The sequence below is a fragment of the Neptuniibacter marinus genome (assembly GCF_965223595.1).
GTDB classification, from domain to species: Bacteria; Pseudomonadota; Gammaproteobacteria; order Pseudomonadales; family Balneatricaceae; genus Neptuniibacter; species Neptuniibacter marinus.
Genome location: NZ_OZ245004.1, coordinates 1,200,780 through 1,225,081, shown reverse-complemented (window position 1 = coordinate 1,225,081; position 24,302 = coordinate 1,200,780). Strand labels below are relative to the sequence as shown.

Here is a 24,302-nt window from a genome sequence, read left to right as displayed (position 1 = left end):
TTATTCCATGAAAACAACACAGCTATTACAAGTCTCGTGTCTAACATTAGCGATTAGCTCAGTGCTTACAACCTCGGCAAATGCTGGGCAACTTGCTGATATTTACCAACTTGCACTGAATAATGATCCGCAATTAAAAGCTGCCGAAGCTGCCTATAACGCAGACAAAGAGATTGAAATCCAAAGCCGCGCGTCTCTTTTACCTAGCTTAAGCTTGAGTGCAAATACAACATCCATGGATTCAGATACAGCTCATTACAACAACCATGGCTACACCTTATCATTGAGCCAACCGGTTTTTAATGCGGCATCTTGGTTCACGTTCAAGCAAGGAAAGGTCCTCTCTCAGCAAGCGTCTCTCCAGTTTGATGTAGAACAACAAACCCTCATTAGTCGCACAGTTGAAGCTTATCTGAGCGTCCTACGTGCAAAAAGCGAGTTACAAACATCAGAAGCCCAAGAGCGAGCAATTAAACGTCGCTTAGACCAAGTCAACGCTCAGTTTGAAGTAGGTTTAATTGCTAATACTGATGTGCAAGAAGCACAAGCATCATATGATAACGCGCGTGTTGCTAGAATCGCTGCAGAAGGTGATTTAGATAATAGCTACGAAGAGTTAGCACGCTTAACCGGACAAAACTTTGATGTTATCGCGGAGCTTTCTGAAGACTACCCAATTGAAGAACCGACCCCTGCACAAGCAAAACCATGGTTAGATAAAGCGATGACGAGCAACCTAAATCTAAAGATTGCCAACCTCGCTACTGAGTCAGCACGCCGTGCAGCTCAAGCGGGTCATGCGGGCCACTACCCAACACTGAGCCTAAGTGCTAGTTATGATTACGATGATGGTACCTCATCAACAGATTATGGAACTGACACAAGCTCTATAGGATTAACTCTGTCAGTTCCTTTATATTCGGGTGGATCTATCAGCTCTAAATCACGAGAATTAGAGCAACGGCTCGTTCAAACTCAGTTTAACAAAGATGATACGTTACGAGCTGTTACTCAATCCACTCGTAGCCTCTTACGTGACCTGCGTACTGGTGCATTAAGTGTTAGGGCCCTGAAACAAAGTATTAAATCTAGCGAAATTGCCTTACAAGCTACAGAAGAAGGCTACAACGTAGGCACTCGAAATGTTGTAGATGTACTTCAAGCTGAGCAACAGCTCTATACTTCAAAAAGAGATTACGCAACAGCGCGATTTAATTTTGTACAAAATTTAACCACATTCAAACAACAGATTGGCACCCTGAACCCTGAAGATATTAACGAACTAGATCGCTGGTTAAAGTAAATCGATTAAGACCTTCCAGAGTGGGTGCCTTACGCCCACTCTATTCTCTAACACTTCATCTATAATCATTTACATTTTATGAGTAACGAAGTACCTAGCTATTCCCAACTAATGACACAAGCATTAGCACCACTTTAATAAGGAGTTTGCTTTGAAATCATTACTCGCATCACTTATGTTAGTTTTTTCGATAACAGTGGCTGCCACCGAAAAACCGCTACCTGCAGTTCTTGTGCATAAAGTGGTAACAACGGATTTAACCCCTACATTTAAACTTGTCGGCCGAATCGAAGCAACAGAAAGAGTCAACCTTCTAGCAAGAGTTTCCGGCTTTCTTGAAGAACGCTTATTTACAGAAGGCCGCGATATAGAAGCAGGGCAAATACTGTTCCGTATTGAAAAAGCTAATTATGAGATTGCATTAAAACAAGCGAAAGCAGATTTAGCTTCGGCTAAAGCAGCCTTAAAAAATGCACAAGCAACTCTCAACCGTAATAGCCAACTACGTCAACGTAAAGCAATTTCCCAAGCCCAGCTTGATCAATCGGTAGCAGATAGGGATCAAGCCAAGGCACAGGTACTTAAAGCAGAAGCGGGCTTAAGCAAAGCCGCATTAGATCTAAGCTATACCGAAGTGCGCTCCCCCTTTAGTGGCCGTATAGGTAAGGCTCAATTTTCAGTCGGCGACCTAGTAAATACCAGCAGCGGCCCCTTAGCCACCGTCGTAAAAATAGACCACGTTTATGTTGAGATGTCTGTTAGTGAAAAGTTGATGCTAGATGCTCGCCGTAAAGGTATCGATCTTGATAACCCGCCAGTGGCGCCACGCCTGATGCTATCAGATGGCAGCATCTATGAGCAGCCAGGCAGCTTTAATTTCATCTCACCTGAAGTTGATCGAAACACCGATACAATCACCCTACGCGCAGCCTTTCCCAATCCCAAATACCTTCTTCTACCTGGAGAATTTGTGCATGTTGAGATCAAACGCAAACAAGCTGAAAGCGGTATCCAAATCCCGCAATCCGCAGTACAGAGAGATCGAGAAGGCTATTTTGTATTACGGGTTGATGCAGAAAAGCGGGTCAGCATGCAACGCGTTGAAATGGGACCACAAGCTGGGGGGCAATGGCAGGTACTTAGCGGCCTAAACGTAGGCGATCTTATCATTACAGAAGGTCTTCAAAAGGTTAAATCTGGTATTCAGGTTAATGCGGTAGAGGAATAGAAGATGTTCTCTATATTTTTTATTAATAGACCGAAATTTGCCTTAGTTATCTCCATCGTTTTAATACTCGCAGGGGGCTTATCAATGTATAGCCTCCCTGTTGCTCAATTTCCGGACATTACCCCCCCAAAAGTCCAAGTCCAAGCGACTTATCCAGGCGCAAATGCCGAAGTCGTCGAGCAAGCCGTTGCTACCCCCATCGAAGCACAAGTGAACGGGGTTGATAACATGTTGTATATGTCATCAACTGCATCTAATGATGGTAGCTACACTTTAGATATCACGTTTGCTGTAGGTACCGACCCAGATCAGGCCGCGATCAACGTCCAAAATCGTGTTGCTTTAGCTGAATCAGCTCTCCCCCAAGAGGTTATAAATCAGGGCATCACCACCAAAAAGCAAGCAGCTAACATGCTGCTTGTTATCAACCTTTTTTCGCCTGAGGGGAGCTATGATGAGCTATTTTTAAGTAACTACGCATCCCTTTATATCCAAGATTCTCTGGCACGTATCAATGGTGTTGGCTCAGCCTCTCAGTTCAGCCCCATGGACTATGGTATGCGCGTCTGGCTAGATCCTGATCGCTTAAAAGCCCTTTCTCTAACCCCTAGCGATGTATCAAGTGCAATAGAACAGCAAAATATTCAAGCGGCCGTTGGCATTATCGGCCAGCCTCCTTTAGCTCAAGACCAACAGTTTCAATATAATTTACGCGCTAAAGGGCGACTCGCAAATGTCGAAGAATTTGAAAACATTATTCTACGTACAGGTAAAAGTGGAGCATCAGTACGTCTGCGAGATGTAGCAAGGGTGGAACTCGGTTCTCAAAGCTACAGCGCCTCAGCCATTATGAACGGTAATCAAGCAGCAACAATCGCGATTTATCAAAGCCCAGGCGCTAACGCGCTAGATGTTGCCGAGGAAGTTTACGCCGAACTTGAAAGGCTAAGTGAGCGTTTCCCTGATGATATTGAATATAGCGTGTTGTATGACACTACACTCTCGGTAAAAGCCTCATTACAAGAGGTAATCGAAACACTGCTTATTACCTTTGGGTTAGTTGTATTTGTTACCTTTCTATTTTTAGCTGACTGGCGTGCCACACTTATCCCCTCCGCCACAATTCCAGTTTCACTTATTGCCACTTTTGCAGTTCTTTCCGCATTTGGCTTAAGCATAAATACCATTTCTCTTTTTGCATTGATATTGGCAATCGGCATTGTGGTCGATGATGCGATTGTCGTTGTTGAAAACGTTAAACGGCATATTCAAGAAGGACTTTCAGCTAAAGAAGCAACCGCAGTATCAATGAAAGAAGTGATGGGGCCAGTGATTGCCACAACACTCGTGCTATTAGCCGTGTTTGTTCCCGTTGCATTTATGCCGGGCATTACGGGTAAACTTTACACCGAATTTGCTGTTACTATATCCGTTGCTGTTTGCTTTTCATCACTCAACGCACTTACGCTGTCCCCCGCCCTCTGTGCTTTATTGTTGAAACCTGCCTCCGAGCCCAATGTTCTGTTAAAAAGGTTTGATCGGCTGGTTAATTGGACTCGCACCGGTTACGTCAAAAAAGTTACTTTTTTAAACCGCCGTTTATGGCTTAGTTTAGGCCTATTAGCTGCAATGGGGGGTGGTGTTTACCACCTATTCAGTACCACACCTACGGGGTTCTTGCCTTACGAAGATAATGGTGCATTTTTCATTAATGTGCAGTTACCTGATGGTGCGTCTCTCAATCGAACCGATGAAATTGTTGCCCAAATTGATCAGATTCTCTCGGAGCAACCCGGTGTAGAAAACCGAATCGCCATTAAAGGCTTCAGTATTCTGGGGGGTGCTGCGCCCAACTCAGCTTTGGCGATCCCTATCTTAACCCATTGGGATGAACGTAAAACGTCCGAACTAGCGTGGTATAACATATTAAGCCAACTGAATGAGAAACTTGCGGCAATTCCCGGCGCAAATATTATGGCGTTCCCTACCCCACCAATTCCTGGATTAGGTAATGCTGCAGGGCTAGAAGCCAACATTCTTGATTTAAAGAATGGCTCCCCTCAAGCCCTTGCACAAGCCGTTAATGCGCTAATTTTCGCCGCTAATCAGCAAGCTGAATTTAGTCAGGTTTACTCCACCTATTCAGCTAATGTACCTCAGCTTGAGTTAGTCGTTGACCGAGACAAGGCCCTCGCGTTAGGTGTGTCCATAAGTGGCCTATTTAGCTCTTTACAAACTCAGCTCGGTACTCAATATGTCAATGATTTTAATATGTTAGGTCGTAACTACCGCGTTATGCTGCAAGCCGATTCAGCCTTCAGGGACAATGTAGATGATTTAAACGATCTAAATGTTAAAAGTAACAATGGCAACCTAATCCCGGTAAGTGCGCTTATTGAAATCAAACCCGTTCTCGGGCCTCAATCACTTACCCGTTATAACCAATCACGTTCAGCAGCCATCACAACGCTATTAGATGAAGGTGTTTCGAGTGGAGAAGGTATTAAATTATTAGAGGATTTAGCGATAAAAACCTTACCTAATGGCTATAGTTTAGAGTGGACAGGGAGCACACAACAAGAACAAGAAGCAGGCAGCTATGTCATCATAATTATGTCATTAGCTATTCTCTTTGCTTATTTATTCTTGGTCGCCCAATATGAAAGCTGGACTATACCGGTTGCGGTCATGCTATCAATTACTGTCGCGCTCTTGGGTGCCATTCTCCCTCTGTGGCTCATCCCCGGTTTAACAAACAACCTATATGCGCAAATTGGGATTGTTATGTTAATTGGGCTTGCCAGTAAATCTGCCATTCTTATAGTCGAATTTGCCAAACAACTTCGCGAACAAGGTAAAAGTATTATTGATGCTGCAAACGAAGCGGCCCGCCTGCGTTACCGTGCAGTATTGATGACCGCTTTCTCTTTTATTCTTGGTGTTCTTCCCCTCGTCACGGCAAGTGGTGCGGGCGCAGCCAGCCGTCTATCCATAGGCGTTGTGGTATTAGGCGGGATGTTATTCGCAACTGTAATTGGTATCTTCTTTATCCCTGCTTTGTTTGTTGCCATGCAAACCCTACGGGAAAAAGTTAAAGGAGGGCCTGAAGCAAAAAAACAGCCTACAGACGCCAGCAGTAAGGCGCCATGAAGCACTAACAAACTGGCACCTTAACTTTCACTTTTAATTCTAGTTGCCCACTGTAGTTACAGCCCGACGGAGGCTCTTTCTTCGTCGGCTAATTTTTGTGAGAAGCTCAGAAAAAATATTTGCACTATGAACTATAAACTTGTGTGCGGCTATCAATCAGCCTCTGAAGCCAACATTTACTCTAATGCTTATACAGTTTGCAGCCACCCTGAAGTGAAATGGCTAGTAGAAGATGAATGTAAAGGATAGCTGGCTTTAACTTGGTAACGATCGTCTAAGTCCCACTCATAATCACATTCAGACTTAATCAGTTACAATAGCAGCTTCCCAGCCTTGAATGGCGGCCTTACGGGCCCTCCCCCAACGATAATTGCCTATCTCGCCACTCTCACGAATAACTCGATGGCAAGGAATAAGAAAACCTATATTATTCGATGCTACAGCGGTACCTACCGCCCTAGATGCTTTTGGCGATCCGGCCATCGTCGCTAACTGTGAATATGAAACTAACTCTCCCATATCCACTTTAAGCAGCGCTTCCCATACCTTGAGCTGAAAGTTAGTACCTTTTAAGACAAGATGTAATGGTTGTTTTTTTCCGTTTATCTGAAAAATTTTATCAATATATTTCGCCGCTTCATTATCATCACGCACAAATGATGCGCTAGGCCAGCGTATTTTCAACGCCTCTTCTAGAGACCGATCTGGACACTGGCAAAAAGCCATATGACAGATACCACGGCTCGTCCAAGCGATATATGCTAAACCAAAAGGCGATAAGGCGTAACCATGAGATATTAACAACCCAGCCCCTAAAGATTTAATCTCTCCAGGTGTCATGGCTTCACAACTAATCAATAAATCATGTAGCCGGCTAGGGCCGGACAAGCCTAGACCTAGTGCGGTATCTAATACGCTTCGTGATTGAGCAAGGGCCTGTTTTGCTCGCTGTTTTGTCAAAAATTGAACAAATCGTTTTGGTGATACCCCCACCCAACGACTAAATATCTTCTGCAAATGGTGTTCACTAATACCAACATAATCAGCAAGGTCAGGTAGCGATGGCTGCTCGTTTGCATGCTCACACAAAAATCGAATGGCTCGCTCGATGCGCAAATAGTTGGTGGCGCCTTCAGTAAAATTATTATCCATTTTCTACTTATTATTGATTAGTTATCTAACGGCTAAACAAAAAAACAGTCCCAGAAATCGCGATACGTTCTTCAGATTCATGATCAGTCGCATCTACACAAAGAAATAAAAATTTATTTTATGTGGTCTATTCCACGTCAACCACCCGTTTCTTGTGATATTTCTATAAGAAATAACACCCTGGAAAAACGTGTTTATCTCTTTACGGCTAGCATTAATTTTACTGAAAAAAATCAGCTTAAATACTTGAACAAACTTTCTGCAATTTACTTAAAAAGAACTAAACTAATGAAGGATAGCTATAAAAAATATATCTAATACGGCCTAAATATTCAGCTAACTTTATTACTCAATGATGAGAGCATATGGATCAGGAACAGAAAAATGTTAAGGCCTACGTCTATTTATTGGGTTTCCTTGTAATATTCATAGCATTCGCCATCACATCCACATATTCCTACCTACAATACTCTCAAATTAGAACGGAATTAATCACCGCAACACAAAATAACGACCGTCAACTGAATGCAGCAATGGAGATGCGTGTAGCCGTTAGGGAACGGGCTATCTTGCTTTGGCACATGACCTTACAAACAGATTATTTTGAAAAAGATGAAGCTCTACAGCAATTCTATAACCATGGCTCGAACTACCATAAGGCCAGAATGGTGATATTAACATCACAGCTATCATCTGAAGAAAAAAGCTTAATGGAAGTACTCGATAAAGAAACAACAAAACGGGCCCCTGTTTTACGAGCATTTGCAGACAGGCTCTTACTCGCAGAGGATAATTCGGAGCACACACAATCACTCAATCAAACATTAACTGATCAAATTATAGTAGCCGATTTATTGGATAGTATGATCGCCCTGCAACAATCTCAAAATGAATACGCTCGTTATCATTCAGCGGAAGAAATAGCTGACTTAGTCTCCACGCTGATTATGTGTAGTAGCTCAGACTTGATCTGACAGTTACCCGTTTTTTATCTGGTGTCTGTCAGTTTAGATCTGGGCTAAATTCTTCTCGGCCCAGACCCGTTTACCATCAAGCAACGTTTCCATTGGCGTTCTACCGCAACATACCTTGCCCTGATGAGTTCGTTCATTGTTGTAGTATTCCATCCAGCCGTCCAGATCTTTTTGTAGTTCCTCAAGTGATTCGTAGAGCTTTTTACGGAAAGTTACTTGATAGAACTCATTCAAGATCGTTTTATGAAAGCGTTCACATATACCATTTGTTTGTGGGGACATCGCTTTAGTTTTGGTGTGATCAATATCGTTTATAGCAAGATAAAGCTGGTAATCATGCTGATCGACCCGACCACAGTATTCAGTTCCTCGGTCTGTAAGAATACGCAGCATAGGAAGCTCCTGTTCTTCAAAGAACGGTAATACCTTATCGTTGAGTGTATCTGCAGCAGTAATCGGTGTTTTAGTGGTATAGAGCTTACAGAAAGCGATTTTGCTGTAAGTATCCACAAAGGTCTGTTGGTATATACGGCCAACGCCTTTCAGGTTACCTACGTAAAAGGTGTCCTGAGACCCCAGATAACCTGGGTGTATCGTCTCAATTTCACCGCATGCTTCATCATCAGATTTCTTTTTCTCAAGCGCTGCAACCTGAGCATCGCTCAGGATGATGCCGTCGTTAGCAACTTTATCTTCTAAAGCTTTCAGTCTCTTTTTAAAGTTCTCAAGATTATGTCGAACCCAAATTGAACGGACGCCACTACCTGATACAAAGACACCCGACTTACGTAGTTCATTACTGGTACGGTGCTGACCATGAGCGGGTTGTTCAATGGCATAAGCAACGACAGCTTGTTCTGTTGCTTCATCCACTCTGTTCTTGGGATTCGGTGCTCTACGGCTTTTGTTGATCAGGCTATCGATACCACCTTCTTCAACAAGTTCCTGATAACGATAAAACGTATCTCGTGATACGCCCATGACTTTGCATGCTTTGGACACATTCCCAAGCTCTTCTGCCAAATTCAGCAAGCCAGCTTTGTGTTTAATGATTGGATTGTTAGTATGGATCATGAGAGTTACCTTTTGTTTTGATTTAAGATTCGACACCTTTATCAAAACGGGTAACTCTCTCTTTTTCAAGATGATGTGTCAGATCTAGTCTGAGCTAATTCAGATTATGTTTATGGTTCTTATTATCACCGGTGGTTTTATGTTTGCCACTTACGTCATTATGACCACCACTAAGCAAAGCCAGCAGCTAACAAAGGTGAATGATAGGCTCGAACATTTAGCCTGCCACGATAACCTCACCGGCTTACCTAATCGTATGTTTTTGCTTCAGCAACTAGAGCGTGTACTTTCCCAAGTCCATCGTAAGAAAAGCTTAGCTGCTATTATGTTTATCGACATTGATAATTTCAAAAGCATCAACGATACGTTTGGTCATGATTTTGGGGATCAATGCCTAAAAAGTTTAACTAAAAATATGATGAGCGTGCTCCGCGGCTTCGATATTTTAGGACGCTTAGGCGGCGATGAATTTTTAGTTCTCATCAACGAAATTGAATCCCCCAACCAAACAGCGATTATTGCTCATAAATTACTTGAGATTTTAGATACACAATATACGGTCAAGAATGACACTATTTCTATCTCGGCCAGTATTGGTGTCTATATTCTCTCCGACCAAACAGAAAGCTCTAAAGAAGCAATTATCTTGGCAGATCGAGCAATGTACCAAGCTAAAGAGTCGGGTAAAAATCGTTTTGTCATCATCTAAACAATCATCTAACAAGTTGAGCCACAGGTATTATTGTTCATTATCCTAAAGCTGCTAAAATTGCGCTCCTGTTTATTTAGGTGCTGATCATGTCTGAAATTTCCTCGCTTACAGAGTTACTTCGCCAAAGTGGCGGTCAATTCCGATTCTTTGATATGGGCCGTCGGGTGCAGAAATTTTCCATTGAACAATTTGAGAAGATTGAAAACCAGCAAACACCTTATCCCTACCCTTACCTACAACATGCTTGGGTTGCGTTGATGGTATGGAATCCTAAAGATAAACAGCAAGGTGCTGCATGGTTTCTAAAACTCCCCTTAGATGAGCAAGGTTTTCTAATTCAAGCAGTGCGCGATGATCTGCTCTCAAGATTGCTCAAAAATGCAGGCGGGGTAATGCAGCATGAAAAAAGCGGTGAAGTACCAGAGGACGCGCTTAAAGATAACCCCTTCTCGTTTAAGCCCGATCAAGAGAAAATGGCGATATTTCACGCTTACTCGACGTTGACCTCAAGTGAGCCCGCCTCACAATATTTTGAACATGCTCAACAGTATTTTTCAGGACAGATTGGATTTGATGATTGGCAATCTCTAGGCTTTCAAGGTATTGCAGATTTAGTCGTTCGTCATCAAAACGGTCATAACAGCAAAATTCTGACGAAATCTATTCCCCTCTTGCCGGACGTTCCGTTTGAGGTGCTCTGCACTTGCCTAGAAAGCATTGAGCCAGACCACAAACTTTATGAAGCCCTTTGCCTACGCGCTGAACAAACACTGGTAAAAGGTACGGCTAATGCTAATCATATTGCGGCACTTACACGTGGATTATCTAATGGCCCCAACAGTGCCCGTAAGATGGAGTTAATTAAACAGATAGTCACGAGTAAATACGCTCTTGAGCCGGAAGTGATTATTGCCGTAGCAACCCGTTGTCATGAATGTTTACAAGATCCAGCTATTCTAGCGATTTTTCTGGAAAAATTAGCTATAGGGAAAGGCGGCCAAAACGGTTTTTCAAGGATTCTCTCAGATCTGATGTTTATGCCGGCACTACGAGCACTCATTCTAATGCAGTTCCGTAATGAAGATAGAAGCCCTGAATTAACGAACGCCATAGGCGAAATGTTTGGAACTAATTTCAGTTAATCGTTGACTTAAACAGCCAACTAAAGATAACTAATCGCTCTTATACTTGAGCGGTTAGTTATCCTCACGTATGCTGTAAAGCTTGGCTAATTTCCCAAGTTCTTATAAATGTTCGCTGAATAATTAAAGCATCATTACTTGCGCGGTGGCGGGCAATATTCAGCTCCATTTCAACCTCTTGTTTAACCTGATGCCAGATATCCATTTGGGATTCAGATAGGATCATATCTAAGGCACTGACTCGAAACTGCATCGGCATACCTGCACGATAAAACAACTTGATTAACCAAGTTTGATCAACCACCCAACCATCGCTGTAGACCGTTTGATTATAAAGTTTATGATTAAGCTCACTAGCAACCTGTTCCACAGATGTACCTGATTGAATTAGATCAGTACGCTGTATTTTATGATGTTCTTCTGCCTCTTCGCTCCAATGCAACCAATCATCTTTTGGGTGAATCAAACTACAATATCGTTCCCCATCAGAAAGCACAAAGCCTACTTCAATGGGGTAGCTATCAACGCCAAAACCTGAGGCTTCAAGATCGATTATATTAGGGCACTTAATCTGTGCGATAAGTAGAATGCTCCAAAAAAGTTTACTAATCTGACGTTAGCATAAGATAGGCTAATGAGATCCTGTCATTAACCTTCGCTAACCTCTGCCAATTGCCGCCGATACCCCCTGAGTCAATCTTAAAAGGTCCGCAGCCGACATTTCTATCTCTAACCCTCGTTTACCTGCACTCATATAAATAGTCTCATACTGATCTGCGGAGCTATCTAGCACTAGAGGCAAACGTTTTTTCTGTCCTAAAGGACTTATCCCACCTACAACATAACCGGTTGCACGCTCTGCATCTTGCGGCTGTGCCATAGCTACTTTCTTAACCTTTAAGGCACTTGCTATCGCCTTAAGATCTAACTGTCCAGATACAGGCACAACCCCTACCGCTAACTTTTTGTTATCCCCATTTAATTCTACTAACAACGTTTTAAAGACTCGAGCAGGATCAATACCGATCGCTTCGGCCGCTTCAGTACCATAAGATTCAGCCTTCGGATCATGCTTATACTCATGGACTCGATGATTAACTTTAGCTTTGATAGCTACTTTGATAGCAGGCGTCATAAAAAAACCTAACAACGGATTATAATCTGATAGGAAAAAACCAAATCCTATCTAAAGGGAAATTTTAACAAAACTACGTCTTCAATAAGAATATCTACAAGATTAATGATATTAATAAAGCTAAGCGCCTTTATCATCTAAGATGAGGCGCCCTAGATGTTTGCCTTAAAGGCTGGAGTACTGACTCCAAGCCATTGATACGGATATCCAACATCAATTCCATCAGCGACCCTAACTCTCCTTGAGGAAAGCCTTTCTGCGCAAACCATAACAAATATTCTTCTGGAAGATCGAGTAATACCCGACCTTGATATTTACCGAAAGGCATCTTCATATTAGCTAACTTGAGTAAGTGTTTTTTTTCTAAATCCAAAACTGTCTCTTATCCTATTTATAATGCCCCTGTTCAACACCGAACAGAGGCATTATTCTTGTGTACAAACGCTTAAATCACCTCAGGTTAGAATAATGTCTGACACCATAGAATACCAACCAATTAATTGTGCTATGCATGATGAATTTGAACTCGCGTGTATCCGCCAAGAAGTACGCAAGCTTACTTGGCATACAAAGCATCAGACATTTAATCAAAAATTACGTTTTTTAGACCTAAAGTGCGAACAAGGGGCCGAGTACCTTATTGCCGAAACAGAAGACCATAAACCTTTAAAAATCAGGCTAGACCATATTATCAATAAGCCAGTTGATCCAGCGTAAGGACTCTATCAGTGTCAGAAATTCAATTAAGTACCATTAATATATTTCCTATCAAATCGATGGCTAAAACCTCCCTCTCCTCTGCTTTTGTCTGCGAGTCAGGTATAGCCTTTGATCGCCGTTTTATGCTGAGTACCCCAACGGGGGAGCTGTTATCCGCTCGCCAAATCCCCGCACTTCTGCACTTTCAAGCACTGCTTAAAGAAGATGGTATCGTCGCCATCGCACCTGATGGGGATCGTATTACCCTCCACTACCCTGAATTATTTCAAAATTATCGTCAGGTCACTGTGTGGGGAACTGAAATCAATGCACAACACTGCGGTTTGCAATTTGACGAGTGGTTTACAAAAAAACTAGGACGAGAGTGCCAGCTCCTTTATTTTGGCGAACAATCAGAACGTTACACCTCTATTCAGCCAGAAAAGCCTCTCGCTTTCGCCGATGGTTATCCTTTATTGCTAATTTCCGAAGCGTCGTTGGCTGACCTAAATAGCCGCAGTACCGCACCTTCCATAATGGAACAGTTTCGCGCCAATTTAGTGATTAGTAATTGTGAGCCTTTCGCCGAGGATAGCTGGAAACGTATCCGTATAGGAGAGGTAGAGTTTGAGATCGTTAAACCTTGCTCTCGCTGTGTCATGACCACTTATGAGTTAACCTCTCTCAACCCTATAGACAAGGGCGAACCTATTAAAACTCTTGCGAACTATCGCAGGGGCGATGATAACGAAGTCTATTTTGGGCAAAACCTTATCCCCTTAAATGAAGGTCAGATAAGACAGAACGACAAAGTTGAAATACTCGAGACGAAAACAGCTGAACAGTATCCCAATAATGCCCCTATTATTAATAAAGATATGACCTTAACTACGCAAGGAGCTAGTAACTTAACTACTTGGAAGTCAGACCAAGTACTTAACTTAACCTGTGTTGCAAAAGTAGATGAAACTCCTGATGTCACAACCTTTCGCTTTCAACTACCCGCAGGTTACCAAACAGAATACATAGCGGGGCAGTTTATAACGCTGAAGTTAACAGTAGGCGGTCAACCCGTTTCCCGTTGTTATACCCTGTCCTCTTCCCCTTCGAGACCAAGTGATATAGCTATCACCGTTAAACGGGTAAAGGGCGGCCACATCTCTAACTGGCTACATGACCACCTTACCGTTGGTGATAAAATCACGGCACTAGCTCCAGTAGGAGAGTTTAATGAAAGAGTTATATCCCATGAACTACCTGTTGTTTTACTGTCGGCGGGTAGCGGGATTACTCCGATGCTATCCATTGCCCGTTCACTCACAGATAAGCATTCTAAGCAGGAGATTCTCTTTTATCATCAAGCCCGCACAGAAGCAGATCTAATCTGCAAAGATGAATTACTCTGGTTAGCACAGCAAAATCCACGTTTGAAACTGCTTTTCAGCCTAAGTCAGCCAGACGAAAAATGGAGTGGAATAAAAGGGGGGATCAGTCAGGAGCAGATAAAACTACTTGTCCCTAATATAGAACAGCGCACGATTCTCTGTTGCGGTCCAGAAGGCTTTATGACAAAAGCAAAAGCGCTATGTCAGCAACTAGGTCATAAAGAAGCAAATTGGTATGAAGAAAGCTTTGGGCAGCCGCCTTATACTGAAAATACATTCACGCTCGAAGAAGTGGAAATAACCATCAATGACCGTAGTTTCTCTGGCGATAACCAAACCACCCTACTAGAACAAGCTGAGGAAGCTGGTATCTACCTGCCTTCAGGTTGCCACGCCGGCGTATGCGGCGCATGTAAAGTGATGCTTATTCAAGGTGACGTAGAGCAAAGCTCAGAATCCCCATTAAGTGAAAAGGACAAACAAAACAATATTATTCTCGCTTGTAGCAGTATCCCTAAATCAGACTGCACTATCGAATTTTAATTAAAAAAAAGCCCAGCTACTTAGCTGGGCTTTCTAGAATTCTTAGCTTAAATTAAGCAACTTTCAATTCAGTAACTTTTTTAGCAGCTTCTTCAGCTAGCTCAGTTACTTTTTTACCCGACTCTTCAACAGTTGCAACGTAAGCATCTTTAGCTTCAGTCATTGCAGCAACGCCTTTTTCAGCAGTTTCTGTCATTTTAGCTTCTACAGACTTGTAGAATTTAACCTGTAGGTCTAGAGCAGCTTTAGGATCTTTGCATTCGCACAAAGTTTTGAACTGTTCAACAGAAGCATTAGCTAGTTCTTCAACGTATGCTTTCTGAAGTGAAACCAAAGTTTCAACAGTCTTAGTGTTTACTTCAACTAAGCTCTGCATTGGTTTGAAAAGATCAGCCATCTCTTTAGTAAGTTCAGGTTTGAAAAAATCAGCAAAAGGGTTAGCAGCGTTCATATTTATATCTCCAAATGTTATTCATGCTGCAGTGCAGCAATCCATTACAGCTAAGATACGACTTGCACGATTTTTAGTCAAGTGTTTTTTTGTGCGATGCACAAAAAAGTTCCTATCGGCAACTTTTAGCCAAAAAACGATCTAACTGGTTAGCAAATGCCTGACGATCAGATTGATTAAAAGTGTTAGGACCACCCGTATCAACACCAGAGTTACGCAGAGTTTCCATAAAATCTCTCATCGATAACCGCTGTTTGATATTTTCAGGAGTGTAAAGCTCTCCACGGGGATTAATAGCAACACCCTTTTTATCAATCACTTCAGATGCCAAAGGAATATCTTGCGTAACGACCAAATCCCCCTCTTCCATCTTAGCCACAATGTGGTTATCCGCTACATCAAATCCCTGCGGTACTTGAACCGCATTGATCAACGGCGATGGAGGTGTAGCCATATACTGATTAGCTACTAAAGTCATTGATACGTTTTTTCGTTCAGCCGCGCGAAAAAGAATCTCTTTGATTACTTTTGGACAAGCATCGGCATCAACCCAAATATGCATAGATATCCTCTGTCAAAAATAGAATAAAGCCCCATCATGACAATAATACTTCAATCGAGATTACCCGATAAGAAATATACTAATAAATTTGGATCAGAATCCTAATAACTAAGCTGACTTAACAGTCATCTCCGCTTGAATTAACTCATCAATAACGCACCACAAAAAACCGAAAAGCACCTAAAGCGTGCGGCTCGGCTTCCAAAAAACGATTAGATTGCCCCACTATAGTTCCTTCAACTTAAAGATAACGCCCGAAAAATGAGCATCGCTAGACAGAAGGTTATTTATGGCTTAACTCTTGCAGAACTAAGGGGACTTGAATTTTTGAGGAATAAGGCATGTTGCTATTATCTTTTGGCTATTCACTACTAAGCAAAGTATCACTAAAAACATCAGGTCTTCTATTACTTTGCTGCTGGCTTTTAGTGGTAATCTCCCAAGCATACGACATCAAATCAGCCTTGTGGGCTTTAATCCCCCTGAGCTACTTACAAATCAGCTTTATATATATGTGCCAGCAGCGCTGGAGCAACCTTGCATCGGTTATTCATGCTTTCGCGAATCAAGACCTGCAATTTCGTGAACAACATTCCAGTAGCGATAAACCTCTAAGAGACTTAACACAAAACCTTTATAGCGTTTCACGTAGTTTTGAGGAGTTAAATGATCTATCAAATCAGCTTTGTAGTGAGATGAAGTTTTCTACTCACGAACTGGAAAATCTGGCGACACATACAGCCGATGCAGCATCTGAACAACAAAACCAGTTATTAACCGTTGCAAGCGCCTCAGAAGAGATGAGCCAAACGGTACACATAATTAGAGAACACATACAAAAAACACATAGTAACGCCCAGAGCTCTCAATCTTTATGTATTAAAGGCAGTAAAGAGGCCCAACAGCTCAGTCACTCAATAACCGATGTTCGTACCCAATTTTCTGAAGCGGTAACAAAAATAAACCAACTAACCAACGAAGCTGAAGCTATACAAGCATTTGTCAGTACAATCGAGAAGGTGGCAGCTCAAACTAACCTACTAGCCTTAAACGCAGCAATAGAAGCAGCACGTGCGGGTGAAGCAGGAAGAGGATTCGCCGTCGTTGCAGATGAAGTACGTCTGCTCGCGGGGAGTACCGAAAAAGCGACAGGAGATATCACCCAATTAGTAAGTTCCATGCTGAATAGAGTCGGTGAAGTTACAACAAGTATGGATAGCTGTGAAGCTATGCTTAATACGGGCTCTGAAACATGTACTCATATGCTCGATCTTTTACAGGACATTGAACACGGCAGCAACACCAGCTTAGAACTCATAAGCGAAGTTAACCATTCAATCGATGAACATGCCTCAGCCAGTAATGAACTCAGCGAGGAGCTCACCAATATAGGTATGCTTCTCCAGCAACATAGCGAACAAGCGAGTTCCTTGACGGAATTAACAGGGTATCTTGAAAAATTAGCCGAAAAATCTGTTCAAAAGGAGCCTACAAAATGATCGAAGCCAGCATCTTCAGCGCTCTTTTAATTGTTATGCTCAGCGTCAATTTCCATCATCGTAACAAACTGTCCAAACGACGAGCAGCCAAACGGCAACGGGGCATCAACCAGCTCTCCCAAATATTAGAGCTTATGCAAAAGATGCAACGTCATCGTGGGCTGTGCGCGAACTTACAACAGAATCAGTCAGAACAGCATAGATTAAGCCAAGAAATAGACTCTCTCTGGTCTCCTCTATTAAAAAGCGATTATAGCGGTAACCCTACCCGTATAAGGCTCCAACATATTAATTGGCAAAAAATCAGTGCATCACCCAACAACAGTTTTATGCCCCATTGCCAGCTCATCGAAAAATTACTCCATGAGCTAACCGTGATTGCAGATACCTGCTCACTGACCGCGCAGGAGACGAACCAGGATAATCAGGATCTCTGGCATAACGTATTAAAACGCCCACAGTTTGCTGAATCACTCGGGCGCTTAAGAGCCCTAGGCAACAAAGCAGCCTCTCTAGGCCAATGTCCAGCAGATGTTCGCGTGCAACTGCTCTATCAGCTACAAAACTTAGAAAGCACCCAATTGGATCGCTGCAATACAAGACAGATAGTGACACTAATTAATAATGAGATTCTTACTCCAGAAAAAATACAGATAGAACCACGCATCTATTTTGACCAGCTAACCCTAGCGATTGATGAACAGTTAGCCATTACACGAGAGCATCTTAACCAGCTCAGCTAACAATACCATCTACTCCATATATAAAAGGGCCCCTCTAAACAGATCAGAGCAGGCCCTTTTTATACCAACTGCCCTTTTCCTCTCTACTGCACTCCAATACAATCAACGCTAATTATAAGTGTTTAACGGATACTGCTATGCCTAAGGCTTCAGAATTAAAGAAAGGGATGGTCCTTGAGATCAACAATAACTACTACTCAGTTCACAGCATTGATGTTCGCAGCCCAAGCTCACGCGGAGCAAACACTTTATACAAAGTCCGTTTTAGCCAGCTACCCGGCGGCGGAAAGTATGAAGACACCTTTATCGGCAGTGATATATTAAAAGAGGTTCAGCTGGAGCGCCGTAGCTGCTCCTACCTCTACCGTGAAGATGACACATTCACCTTTATGGACAGTGAAGATTACAATCAGTATTTATTAAACTCTGCCGCCATTGAAGCTCAGCTACCCTACCTACAAGATGGTATGGAAAATATCCAAGCACTGATGATTGACGGTGAAGTTCTTACCATCCAAATGCCCAGCAGTGTCGTACTTACTATAGCGGAGTGCGTTCCTGGGATGCAGGCGGCGAGTGCAACAGGCCGAACAAAGCCAGCCATTCTTTCAAATGGCTTGGAAGTTCAAGTACCTGAATATATTAAAGAAGGGGAAAAAGTAAAAATAAATACCGAAACCGGTAAATTTATGGAACGTGCATAACCCCTTAAATGACAAAAGGTAGAGTATCAAAATGACACAGCAACATACTCCCAAACGTATTGGCCAAGGCATGTGGATGATCGCTTGGGTGCTACTGCTTGGCCTGCTCTACCTTTTCTTTGAAGATACCATCTCCCAGCAGTACAACCCGAATCAAAGCTTAGTCAGCGATAGCAGCAACGCAGAAGTAGTACTGCAGCGAAACCGTTCAGGCCATTATGTAGCGCCTGGCAAAATTAACGGCACAGCGGTTACCTTCCTCCTTGATACCGGTGCAACAACGATAAGCATTCCTGAAGCCGTTGCAGAAAAAATCGGCTTAACTAGAGGTTTTCGCTCTGAAGTAAGCACGGCAAACGGTAATATCTCGGTCTATAACAGCACACTCGACAGCGTGCAATTGGGAGGCATTAAACTGTACGATATTCGTGGCCATATAAACCCTTATATGGACGGTGAGACCGTATTGCTAGGTATGAGTTTTATGAAACATCTTGAAATTACGCAAAAAGGCAATACGCTAACTTTGCGACGTTAAGAGCTGCACTCACTAGCTTGGTATCGCTTTAGATGTAGCCAATTTCAACGCTAACCCAATAAATACCACGCCAGCTAGGCGACTCAGATACAGCTGAGCGACCGGTGAGCGATTAAACCAATACCCCAAACCCGCCGCTAACATCGCGATAACACACAAAACAGCCAACGCCACCAACATAAAAACACCACCGAGCATAAAAACTTGCTGGGTAAACGCCCCCTTTTCCGGCACAACAAATTGCGGAAGAAAAGCCAGAAAAAAGATAGAAACCTTAGGGTTAGTGATATTCATAAGGATACCGCGACGGTATAAGGCACTTAGTGACAGAGCTCCTCGGCGCGTTAATTCAACACTGTCAGCAGACGCTTGAAATGCACACACCGCCAAATAAACAAGATAGATAGCCCCTATTACTTTCAACACAGTAAACGCTACAACCGATGTTTGGAAAATAGCAGCAACACCTAGCGCAACGGCTGAGGTATGGACAATCAAACCGGTACAAAGCCCTAAAGAAAGCATAATCCCTGCAGCCCGCCCATGGATTGCTGACTGAGTTAACACAAAAAGATTATCTGGCCCCGGCACAATCGCCAGTAGTGCTGAAGCCGTAATAAACATAATAAGGGATTCAATAGGTATCACTACTGTTACTCCTTGTCAGCACAACAGGCTAAGTCTTAATTTTCTTTAACAACCGCCATGATGCGCAATACCACTTCACGGAATTGACGCATTAACTGCTTCCGGCCTTGTCCCCGTTTTTCAAGCAACGCCCAACTTCTTTGCTGCATATTACGCTCCATAAGCAAGCGAAAATCATTATTCTGTAAGAAGATCTGTAACCTATTCTCTGACACCTTTTTCAGGAAAAGCAATAACAGCTTATGCAAGATATAAGCGCAACTTTCATAACTTCGATTATGGTAGCAAAACGCACCTAAATCGGACCAATCATGAGTGGTTAATTCAAACGGGCCTTCCCCATGCTGCAATAACCGACAAACGAGCGGTATATCCAAATCGATCAGATCATCGCTTAAACGGTAATTAATCTGCTCTAAAAACCGTTGCCGCAAGTGTTCCTGTAATGCTTTGGCCTCGACGGAAAGAGCCACAATAACCACCGCTGCATGGCTACCGCTCACACTGTCTTTAGCTGTTCCTAATCGAACCGTTTCAAAACCATTACTTTGCCAATAACCCATAAGGTCAGTGCTGGCAGCAAAACTAGCCCCTAAATAATCCCACCCTTCAGCTTTAGCATATCTTTGGACTGCACTTAATAAGGTACTGCCCAACTGCTCTCGCTGAAGTACTGGATGGATAGCAACACGCATAATGCGCCCCGCCCTCAAATGGGCAGCCGCTTTAGCGCCTTCCTGACAGACTAAGGTTTGTGGAAGTAGATGACCTCGTGGCCTGCGTTTTCCCGACCAGATATCATCAACTAATTCCACGGGTAGAGGTCCCTCTTCTGCCACTAATACCGCCCCGGCAACGTTGTTATCTATTTTAAGTAGCCATATATGTAAATTAGGGCTATCTAACAAAACACGTAGGTCACCTGGTGATGTACGATAATGAGCCAGTACCAGTAACCCAAATAACTGACCTAAAGTATCGTAATCCTCAATCAGCAGATCACGATCTATCTTTTCTATTACAGGTTGAATATTACGCGTCTGCTCAGCACTATAGGCATCCAATAAAACGTGTTTATCAACCGCTTGCGCATTCAGTAACAACAGCTGAAACGTCAATGATTCCAGCGGATCCTGTGCTGACCAACGTATGGGCTGCTGAAGGTGAAGGTTTTTCCAATTAGGGGCATCACGATCGAGTACTTTCTTAAATCGAACGCTAAATCCCTGCCCTGTGCCTTCATAACCATGAATCGTCGAGGCGAAGGCAATACGAGGAAAACGCTGTAGTAATTTCGACAAAATCGGCACGGGGATCGCTGCCGCTTCATCAACCAATAAAACCTGTCCTTCGCCCAACTCCCTCAATGCTAACTCAGGTTCTAAAAAACGTATCTGATGATCCCCGTTCTGCATTAAACCTTTACTGTATTGGTAATCCGGTAGGAGCTGATGAGCCCTACTAAAAACTTCATCTACAGCGGCATAATCTGGTGCAGTAATTAATACCTGTTTATAATCCAATCCCGACAATTGAGCAGCCGCAATACCTAAAGCAGCCGACTTCCCTCGACCTCGATCAGCAGTCAATACGGCGGGACGACGACCACGCCTAAACTGACTCAGAATCAGTTCAACGGCATGTTGTTGATCTACTGTTTTATTAGGCAGAATAGGCTCATCATCGCCACGCATTTCATCAGAGATCAACACTTCGGGTAGTTCAATCTCTACACCCGCTAAGGTGTTTTTTTCACGATAGATGACCGTATAAGCATCATCTTCTAACAACATAACTACCCGGGAGATAAAACGGCGGCCCGCATCACTACTCTGATACGGATAAGCCACTATGCTTTTATGTTCCGGGTCATCATATTCAGGCCACTCATCTAAATCAGGGCAGACCAACACCAGCAAACTGCCCCCCGCCAATGCACCCGCTATTTGACCAAAACTATTCGGGTTAAAGCCATCCCAAGCATTAAACACAACAGAAGAGACTGTTTGCCCTAAAAGAAGATGAAGATCAGAAGCATTAATATAAGGAGAAGTTTGAGAAGCTTTTCCTTGTAAAGAGAGCGATTCACCAATCCAAAGTAAATCCGGTAGGTTATTAAGATGCTGAGCTTGAATCCCACACCACGCTTTAGAACCACTAACCACCAGCAAACGACGATGATTATGCTGCTCTGCATCGTTCTGCAAGCGTGTAAATAGGGATTCAATGACAGCCATATATCTCTCTTAAGTTAGGATCACTGAGCCTAAAGAGGCATTTAGACTGAATAAGTGAGCGAGGGCTCAGAGCTATTCTCAATATAAGCTTTATATTGATCGCCTCCAGCTTCACTGGCTAGCGCTAGCTGCTGCTTAGTTGCATCAAATAAACGCTCAGCCGTTAACAGGCGGGTCGGTTGCAGTGTCACAACACCTAAACTTACCGTGACGCATAAGCCCTGAGCCTCTGACTCATTTGGCAGCGCCAATGTCCTTACCGCTAGAGAGCAACGTTCAGCTAGCTGAACAACCAGCTCATTGGTCGATGGTAAAATAAATCCAAACTGACTGTCATCGACACGGGCCAATATATCTCCCGGCCGACTCACACAGCTCTTTAAGGTCTCAGAGATACGCTGAACCAAAATATCCGCAGCATCAACACCATAATGATCACGGTAGCGAGTAAAATCGTCAATGCGCAATAAAATCATAGATAAAGGAGAGAACTCACGTACCGCTCTGCGACATTCAATATCTAAAGTTTCATCAAAGTGGGTACGGTTCACTAAGCCAGTAAGAGGATCATTCCATGATGTGTCTATCATCTGCTCTGATAGAATCTCCTGCTCATCTTTCAGTCTTGTTAGCTGCAAACCAAGTCGCTTAAGGTAAGAGGCTAAGAGTAAAGATAACACTAAGCCGGTTAGTAGAAACAACACAGAGGTATAGTTCATTTTTGCAGCAAGATAAGACTCTGTAGCCGCAAAACTCAAAGTAAGCTCAGTGCCATCCGGTAAAGTGATGACTTTATCTATGATCGAGTCTTCTGCAACAATTCCTTGTCCCATAGAGAAAATAGGCTTATCAGACTCCGCCGTCGAAGAAAAAAGATGAACGACCAGCTCATTCTGCAAACTATTTTCAAGACTTGTTTGCATCACTTTTTCCACATCCAGAAGACCCAGCATGCGCTGCTGATCTTGGCCTGTAGACACGACCAATACAGGCTTTTCAGCTAACTGGATAACTTGAGTTACGGCCATATCACTCTTAAAAATATCCACTAAGACCTGCTCTACATGCCCTGTAGCTAAATCACTCTCTGAAACAGTAAAAAGAGTGGGACTCAGCTGCCCTTCAGGCAACCAGAGTAATGCCTCTATTCCTTGGCTAGAATTAACTATACGCCGCGCAGCAACACTTAAATCAACACTATTCTCTTCAGCCGCCAGATCAAAATAAGTCTGTAAAGATTCCATACCATAATAGGTGTAGGTAAGTTTTTGCTCAAAAAGTGCTACATCTTCTGCAATCTGGACATAAAAGCTCTGAATGACTGTATCCCTTTCCTGTTTAAATATATAAAGGAAGATAAGTAGGGAAAACAACGCACCACAAAGGGCGAAAGCAACAGCGACATCTATCCGTTTTTTCGCTTTACCAGTAGCAGACATGGTAGATGTGGGCTTACTTGAGGTAGGCGTCTCGTCTGAAACAGACATTAAAAAGCTCCGATGAATCAATCAGTAAGGTTCAGTAAACCTCGTTATTATTGCTACGATAGTTCACCCGAACTGTTTTTTCCAGCATTTCCGTGAGATAGCGACGGGGTCTGATATAGTGAACCCCTTAATTTAAGCGTTACAGGTTATCCGTGAGTAAATCAGCTAAAAAAATCGCCATCTTTGTTGATGTACAAAACATCTATTACACCACCCGTCAGGCGTTTGGTTGCCCTTTTAATTTTCGTAAATTCTGGAAGATTATTAGCCAAGAGGGTGAGATCACTCACGCCTTCGCCTATGCGATTGAAAGTAACAATGATGGTCAGCGTAAGTTCCAAGATGCACTCCGTCACATAGGCTTTGATGTAAAACTCAAACCCTTTATCCAACGTAAAGACGGCTCCGCCAAAGGCGATTGGGATGTAGGTATTACCATTGATGTGATGGAGCATTCACCCGACGTAGACACCGTCATTTTACTCTCAGGAGATGGCGACTTTGACTTGTTATTAAAAAAGGTGCGTGAAAAATACCATGTCACAACTGAAGTGTATGCCGTACAAGCACTCACGGCTAAATCACTGATTAATGCCGCCGACATTTATAAACCAATATTGCCGCAACTATTAATCTGTTAAAACAAAAAAAACGCTAAGCGGCTAAATTTTTTGTTGACCCAATAAAGGCCCCGCTGACATACTCCGTTAACTATGAATACTCAAAGCAACCTCCCAACAGGCTCTATTCAGCCAGCCAACAATACACTACGACGTCGTGTATCCATTGCCTGTGCCTTACTGGGTGTTGCTGACCGACGACGCTAAATAACCTAAAGCGTATCACCCTTTAAGAAACCGCAGGCTAACCCCCGCGGTTTTTTTGTGCCCTAAAGAACCTCAATTCTATTTGCATCGTGCTAACAAGCGGATGAAA

23 protein-coding genes are annotated in these 24,302 nt (G+C 43.0%); 13 read left to right on the top strand and 10 right to left on the bottom strand.

Translation table 11 applies throughout. The annotated features are described in order from the left end of the window. Positions 1-7 precede the first annotated feature (7 nt). From ACOQOE_RS05645 to ACOQOE_RS05635, 3 genes are all read left to right on the top strand, one after another. Positions 8-1,303 (top strand): TolC family outer membrane protein, encoded by a 1,296-nt coding sequence (locus ACOQOE_RS05645; protein ID WP_067862018.1) that lies wholly within the window; start codon positions 8-10, stop codon positions 1,301-1,303. 151 nt (positions 1,304-1,454) lie between these two features. Next, positions 1,455-2,531 carry an efflux RND transporter periplasmic adaptor subunit gene (locus ACOQOE_RS05640; protein ID WP_420555128.1) on the top strand — a complete coding sequence of 359 codons (1,077 nt, stop codon included), beginning with the start codon at positions 1,455-1,457 and terminating at the stop codon, positions 2,529-2,531. A gap of 3 nt (positions 2,532-2,534) precedes the next feature. After that, entirely contained in the window at positions 2,535-5,681 is a 3,147-nt protein-coding gene (locus ACOQOE_RS05635; RefSeq protein ID WP_420555127.1) for an efflux RND transporter permease subunit, read from the top strand. A 303-nt stretch (positions 5,682-5,984) separates the two neighbouring features. Here ACOQOE_RS05635 and ACOQOE_RS05630 read toward each other — a convergent pair whose 3' ends face one another. Beyond that, positions 5,985-6,833, bottom strand: a complete 849-nt coding sequence (locus ACOQOE_RS05630) for a bifunctional helix-turn-helix domain-containing protein/methylated-DNA--[protein]-cysteine S-methyltransferase (RefSeq protein ID WP_067862024.1) — start codon at positions 6,831-6,833, stop codon at positions 5,985-5,987. Positions 6,834-7,198: 365 nt separating this feature from the next. Between ACOQOE_RS05630 and ACOQOE_RS05625 the strand changes: the two genes are divergently transcribed. Next, positions 7,199-7,807, top strand: coding sequence for a hypothetical protein (locus ACOQOE_RS05625; protein WP_420555126.1), 609 nt, complete (start codon positions 7,199-7,201; stop codon positions 7,805-7,807). 33 nt (positions 7,808-7,840) lie between these two features. Here ACOQOE_RS05625 and ACOQOE_RS05620 read toward each other — a convergent pair whose 3' ends face one another. Continuing rightward, positions 7,841-8,881 carry an IS481 family transposase gene (locus ACOQOE_RS05620; protein ID WP_420553798.1) on the bottom strand — a complete coding sequence of 347 codons (1,041 nt, stop codon included), beginning with the start codon at positions 8,879-8,881 and terminating at the stop codon, positions 7,841-7,843. Between the two features lie 112 nt (positions 8,882-8,993). On the opposite strand from ACOQOE_RS05620, the gene ACOQOE_RS05615 reads away from it, so the two are divergent. After that, positions 8,994-9,590: a diguanylate cyclase domain-containing protein gene (locus ACOQOE_RS05615; protein WP_420555125.1), complete on the top strand. Its 597-nt coding sequence runs from the start codon at positions 8,994-8,996 to the stop codon at positions 9,588-9,590. An 89-nt stretch (positions 9,591-9,679) separates the two neighbouring features. Beyond that, positions 9,680-10,735, top strand: coding sequence for a DUF3549 family protein (locus ACOQOE_RS05610; RefSeq protein ID WP_067862027.1), 1,056 nt, complete (start codon positions 9,680-9,682; stop codon positions 10,733-10,735). A 64-nt stretch (positions 10,736-10,799) separates the two neighbouring features. Here the strand turns inward: ACOQOE_RS05610 and ACOQOE_RS05605 are convergent, their stop codons facing one another. From ACOQOE_RS05605 to ACOQOE_RS05595, 3 genes are all read right to left on the bottom strand, one after another. Further along, positions 10,800-11,201, bottom strand: a complete 402-nt coding sequence (locus tag ACOQOE_RS05605) for a hypothetical protein (protein ID WP_420555124.1) — start codon at positions 11,199-11,201, stop codon at positions 10,800-10,802. Positions 11,202-11,393: 192 nt separating this feature from the next. Then, positions 11,394-11,870, bottom strand: a complete 477-nt coding sequence (gene ybaK, locus ACOQOE_RS05600) for a Cys-tRNA(Pro) deacylase (protein WP_067862031.1) — start codon at positions 11,868-11,870, stop codon at positions 11,394-11,396. A 133-nt stretch (positions 11,871-12,003) separates the two neighbouring features. Next, entirely contained in the window at positions 12,004-12,243 is a 240-nt protein-coding gene (locus tag ACOQOE_RS05595) for a DUF3820 family protein (RefSeq protein WP_075107875.1), read from the bottom strand. Positions 12,244-12,338: 95 nt separating this feature from the next. Here ACOQOE_RS05595 and ACOQOE_RS05590 point away from each other — a divergent pair, with 95 nt between their 5' ends. Next, on the top strand, positions 12,339-12,587 hold the full coding sequence (locus tag ACOQOE_RS05590; protein ID WP_067862033.1) for a Rho-binding antiterminator: 249 nt from the start codon (positions 12,339-12,341) through the stop codon (positions 12,585-12,587). 11 nt (positions 12,588-12,598) lie between these two features. Then, positions 12,599-14,497, top strand: coding sequence for a hybrid-cluster NAD(P)-dependent oxidoreductase (locus ACOQOE_RS05585; RefSeq protein ID WP_067862035.1), 1,899 nt, complete (start codon positions 12,599-12,601; stop codon positions 14,495-14,497). Positions 14,498-14,549: 52 nt separating this feature from the next. Here ACOQOE_RS05585 and ACOQOE_RS05580 read toward each other — a convergent pair whose 3' ends face one another. Further along, entirely contained in the window at positions 14,550-14,948 is a 399-nt protein-coding gene (locus ACOQOE_RS05580; protein ID WP_067862037.1) for a phasin family protein, read from the bottom strand. 112 nt (positions 14,949-15,060) lie between these two features. After that, complete coding sequence (locus ACOQOE_RS05575; RefSeq protein ID WP_067862039.1) at positions 15,061-15,510, bottom strand: YaiI/YqxD family protein; 450 nt, start codon at positions 15,508-15,510, stop codon at positions 15,061-15,063. A gap of 341 nt (positions 15,511-15,851) precedes the next feature. Here ACOQOE_RS05575 and ACOQOE_RS05570 point away from each other — a divergent pair, with 341 nt between their 5' ends. From ACOQOE_RS05570 to ACOQOE_RS05555, 4 genes are all read left to right on the top strand, one after another. Beyond that, positions 15,852-17,009, top strand: coding sequence for a methyl-accepting chemotaxis protein (locus tag ACOQOE_RS05570; protein ID WP_420555123.1), 1,158 nt, complete (start codon positions 15,852-15,854; stop codon positions 17,007-17,009). After that, positions 17,006-17,752, top strand: coding sequence for a hypothetical protein (locus ACOQOE_RS05565; protein ID WP_067862043.1), 747 nt, complete (start codon positions 17,006-17,008; stop codon positions 17,750-17,752). Before ACOQOE_RS05570 ends, ACOQOE_RS05565 begins: the two co-directional genes overlap by 4 nt. A 137-nt stretch (positions 17,753-17,889) precedes the next feature. Continuing rightward, complete coding sequence (yeiP, locus tag ACOQOE_RS05560; protein ID WP_420555122.1) at positions 17,890-18,456, top strand: elongation factor P-like protein YeiP; 567 nt, start codon at positions 17,890-17,892, stop codon at positions 18,454-18,456. 31 nt (positions 18,457-18,487) lie between these two features. Then, positions 18,488-18,994, top strand: coding sequence for a retropepsin-like aspartic protease family protein (locus tag ACOQOE_RS05555; protein ID WP_420555121.1), 507 nt, complete (start codon positions 18,488-18,490; stop codon positions 18,992-18,994). A 12-nt stretch (positions 18,995-19,006) separates the two neighbouring features. Here ACOQOE_RS05555 and ACOQOE_RS05550 read toward each other — a convergent pair whose 3' ends face one another. Genes ACOQOE_RS05550 through ACOQOE_RS05540 form a run of 3 tightly spaced genes read right to left on the bottom strand, consistent with a single transcriptional unit; the run spans position 19,007 to position 23,366 of the window. Beyond that, on the bottom strand, positions 19,007-19,642 hold the full coding sequence (locus ACOQOE_RS05550; protein ID WP_420555120.1) for a LysE family translocator: 636 nt from the start codon (positions 19,640-19,642) through the stop codon (positions 19,007-19,009). Between the two features lie 35 nt (positions 19,643-19,677). Continuing rightward, positions 19,678-21,879, bottom strand: coding sequence for a tRNA(Met) cytidine acetyltransferase TmcA (locus ACOQOE_RS05545; RefSeq protein ID WP_420555119.1), 2,202 nt, complete (start codon positions 21,877-21,879; stop codon positions 19,678-19,680). Between the two features lie 41 nt (positions 21,880-21,920). Next, positions 21,921-23,366, bottom strand: a complete 1,446-nt coding sequence (locus ACOQOE_RS05540) for a diguanylate cyclase domain-containing protein (RefSeq protein WP_420555118.1) — start codon at positions 23,364-23,366, stop codon at positions 21,921-21,923. A 152-nt stretch (positions 23,367-23,518) separates the two neighbouring features. Here ACOQOE_RS05540 and ACOQOE_RS05535 point away from each other — a divergent pair, with 152 nt between their 5' ends. Further along, entirely contained in the window at positions 23,519-24,007 is a 489-nt protein-coding gene (locus tag ACOQOE_RS05535) for an NYN domain-containing protein (RefSeq protein ID WP_067862053.1), read from the top strand. Positions 24,008-24,302: the final 295 nt, after the last annotated feature.

Bases quoted from the DNA above. Each gene is read 5' to 3' on its own strand.
- ACOQOE_RS05565 (WP_067862043.1), top strand. From the start codon at position 17,006: ATGATCGAAGCCAGCATCTTCAGCGCTCTTTTAATTGTTATGCTCAGC.
- ACOQOE_RS05620 (WP_420553798.1), bottom strand. From the start codon at position 8,881: ATGATCCATACTAACAATCCAATCATTAAACACAAAGCTGGCTTGCTG.
- ACOQOE_RS05625 (WP_420555126.1), top strand. From the start codon at position 7,199: ATGGATCAGGAACAGAAAAATGTTAAGGCCTACGTCTATTTATTGGGT.
- ACOQOE_RS05575 (WP_067862039.1), bottom strand. From the start codon at position 15,510: ATGCATATTTGGGTTGATGCCGATGCTTGTCCAAAAGTAATCAAAGAG.
- ACOQOE_RS05635 (WP_420555127.1), top strand. From the start codon at position 2,535: ATGTTCTCTATATTTTTTATTAATAGACCGAAATTTGCCTTAGTTATC.
- ACOQOE_RS05580 (WP_067862037.1), bottom strand. From the start codon at position 14,948: ATGAACGCTGCTAACCCTTTTGCTGATTTTTTCAAACCTGAACTTACT.
- ACOQOE_RS05555 (WP_420555121.1), top strand. From the start codon at position 18,488: ATGACACAGCAACATACTCCCAAACGTATTGGCCAAGGCATGTGGATG.
- ACOQOE_RS05570 (WP_420555123.1), top strand. From the start codon at position 15,852: ATGTTGCTATTATCTTTTGGCTATTCACTACTAAGCAAAGTATCACTA.
- ybaK (WP_067862031.1), bottom strand. From the start codon at position 11,870: ATGACGCCTGCTATCAAAGTAGCTATCAAAGCTAAAGTTAATCATCGA.
- yeiP (WP_420555122.1), top strand. From the start codon at position 17,890: ATGCCTAAGGCTTCAGAATTAAAGAAAGGGATGGTCCTTGAGATCAAC.
- ACOQOE_RS05630 (WP_067862024.1), bottom strand. From the start codon at position 6,833: ATGGATAATAATTTTACTGAAGGCGCCACCAACTATTTGCGCATCGAG.
- ACOQOE_RS05610 (WP_067862027.1), top strand. From the start codon at position 9,680: ATGTCTGAAATTTCCTCGCTTACAGAGTTACTTCGCCAAAGTGGCGGT.
- ACOQOE_RS05545 (WP_420555119.1), bottom strand. From the start codon at position 21,879: ATGGCTGTCATTGAATCCCTATTTACACGCTTGCAGAACGATGCAGAG.
- ACOQOE_RS05590 (WP_067862033.1), top strand. From the start codon at position 12,339: ATGTCTGACACCATAGAATACCAACCAATTAATTGTGCTATGCATGAT.
- ACOQOE_RS05615 (WP_420555125.1), top strand. From the start codon at position 8,994: ATGGTTCTTATTATCACCGGTGGTTTTATGTTTGCCACTTACGTCATT.
- ACOQOE_RS05540 (WP_420555118.1), bottom strand. From the start codon at position 23,366: ATGTCTGTTTCAGACGAGACGCCTACCTCAAGTAAGCCCACATCTACC.
- ACOQOE_RS05645 (WP_067862018.1), top strand. From the start codon at position 8: ATGAAAACAACACAGCTATTACAAGTCTCGTGTCTAACATTAGCGATT.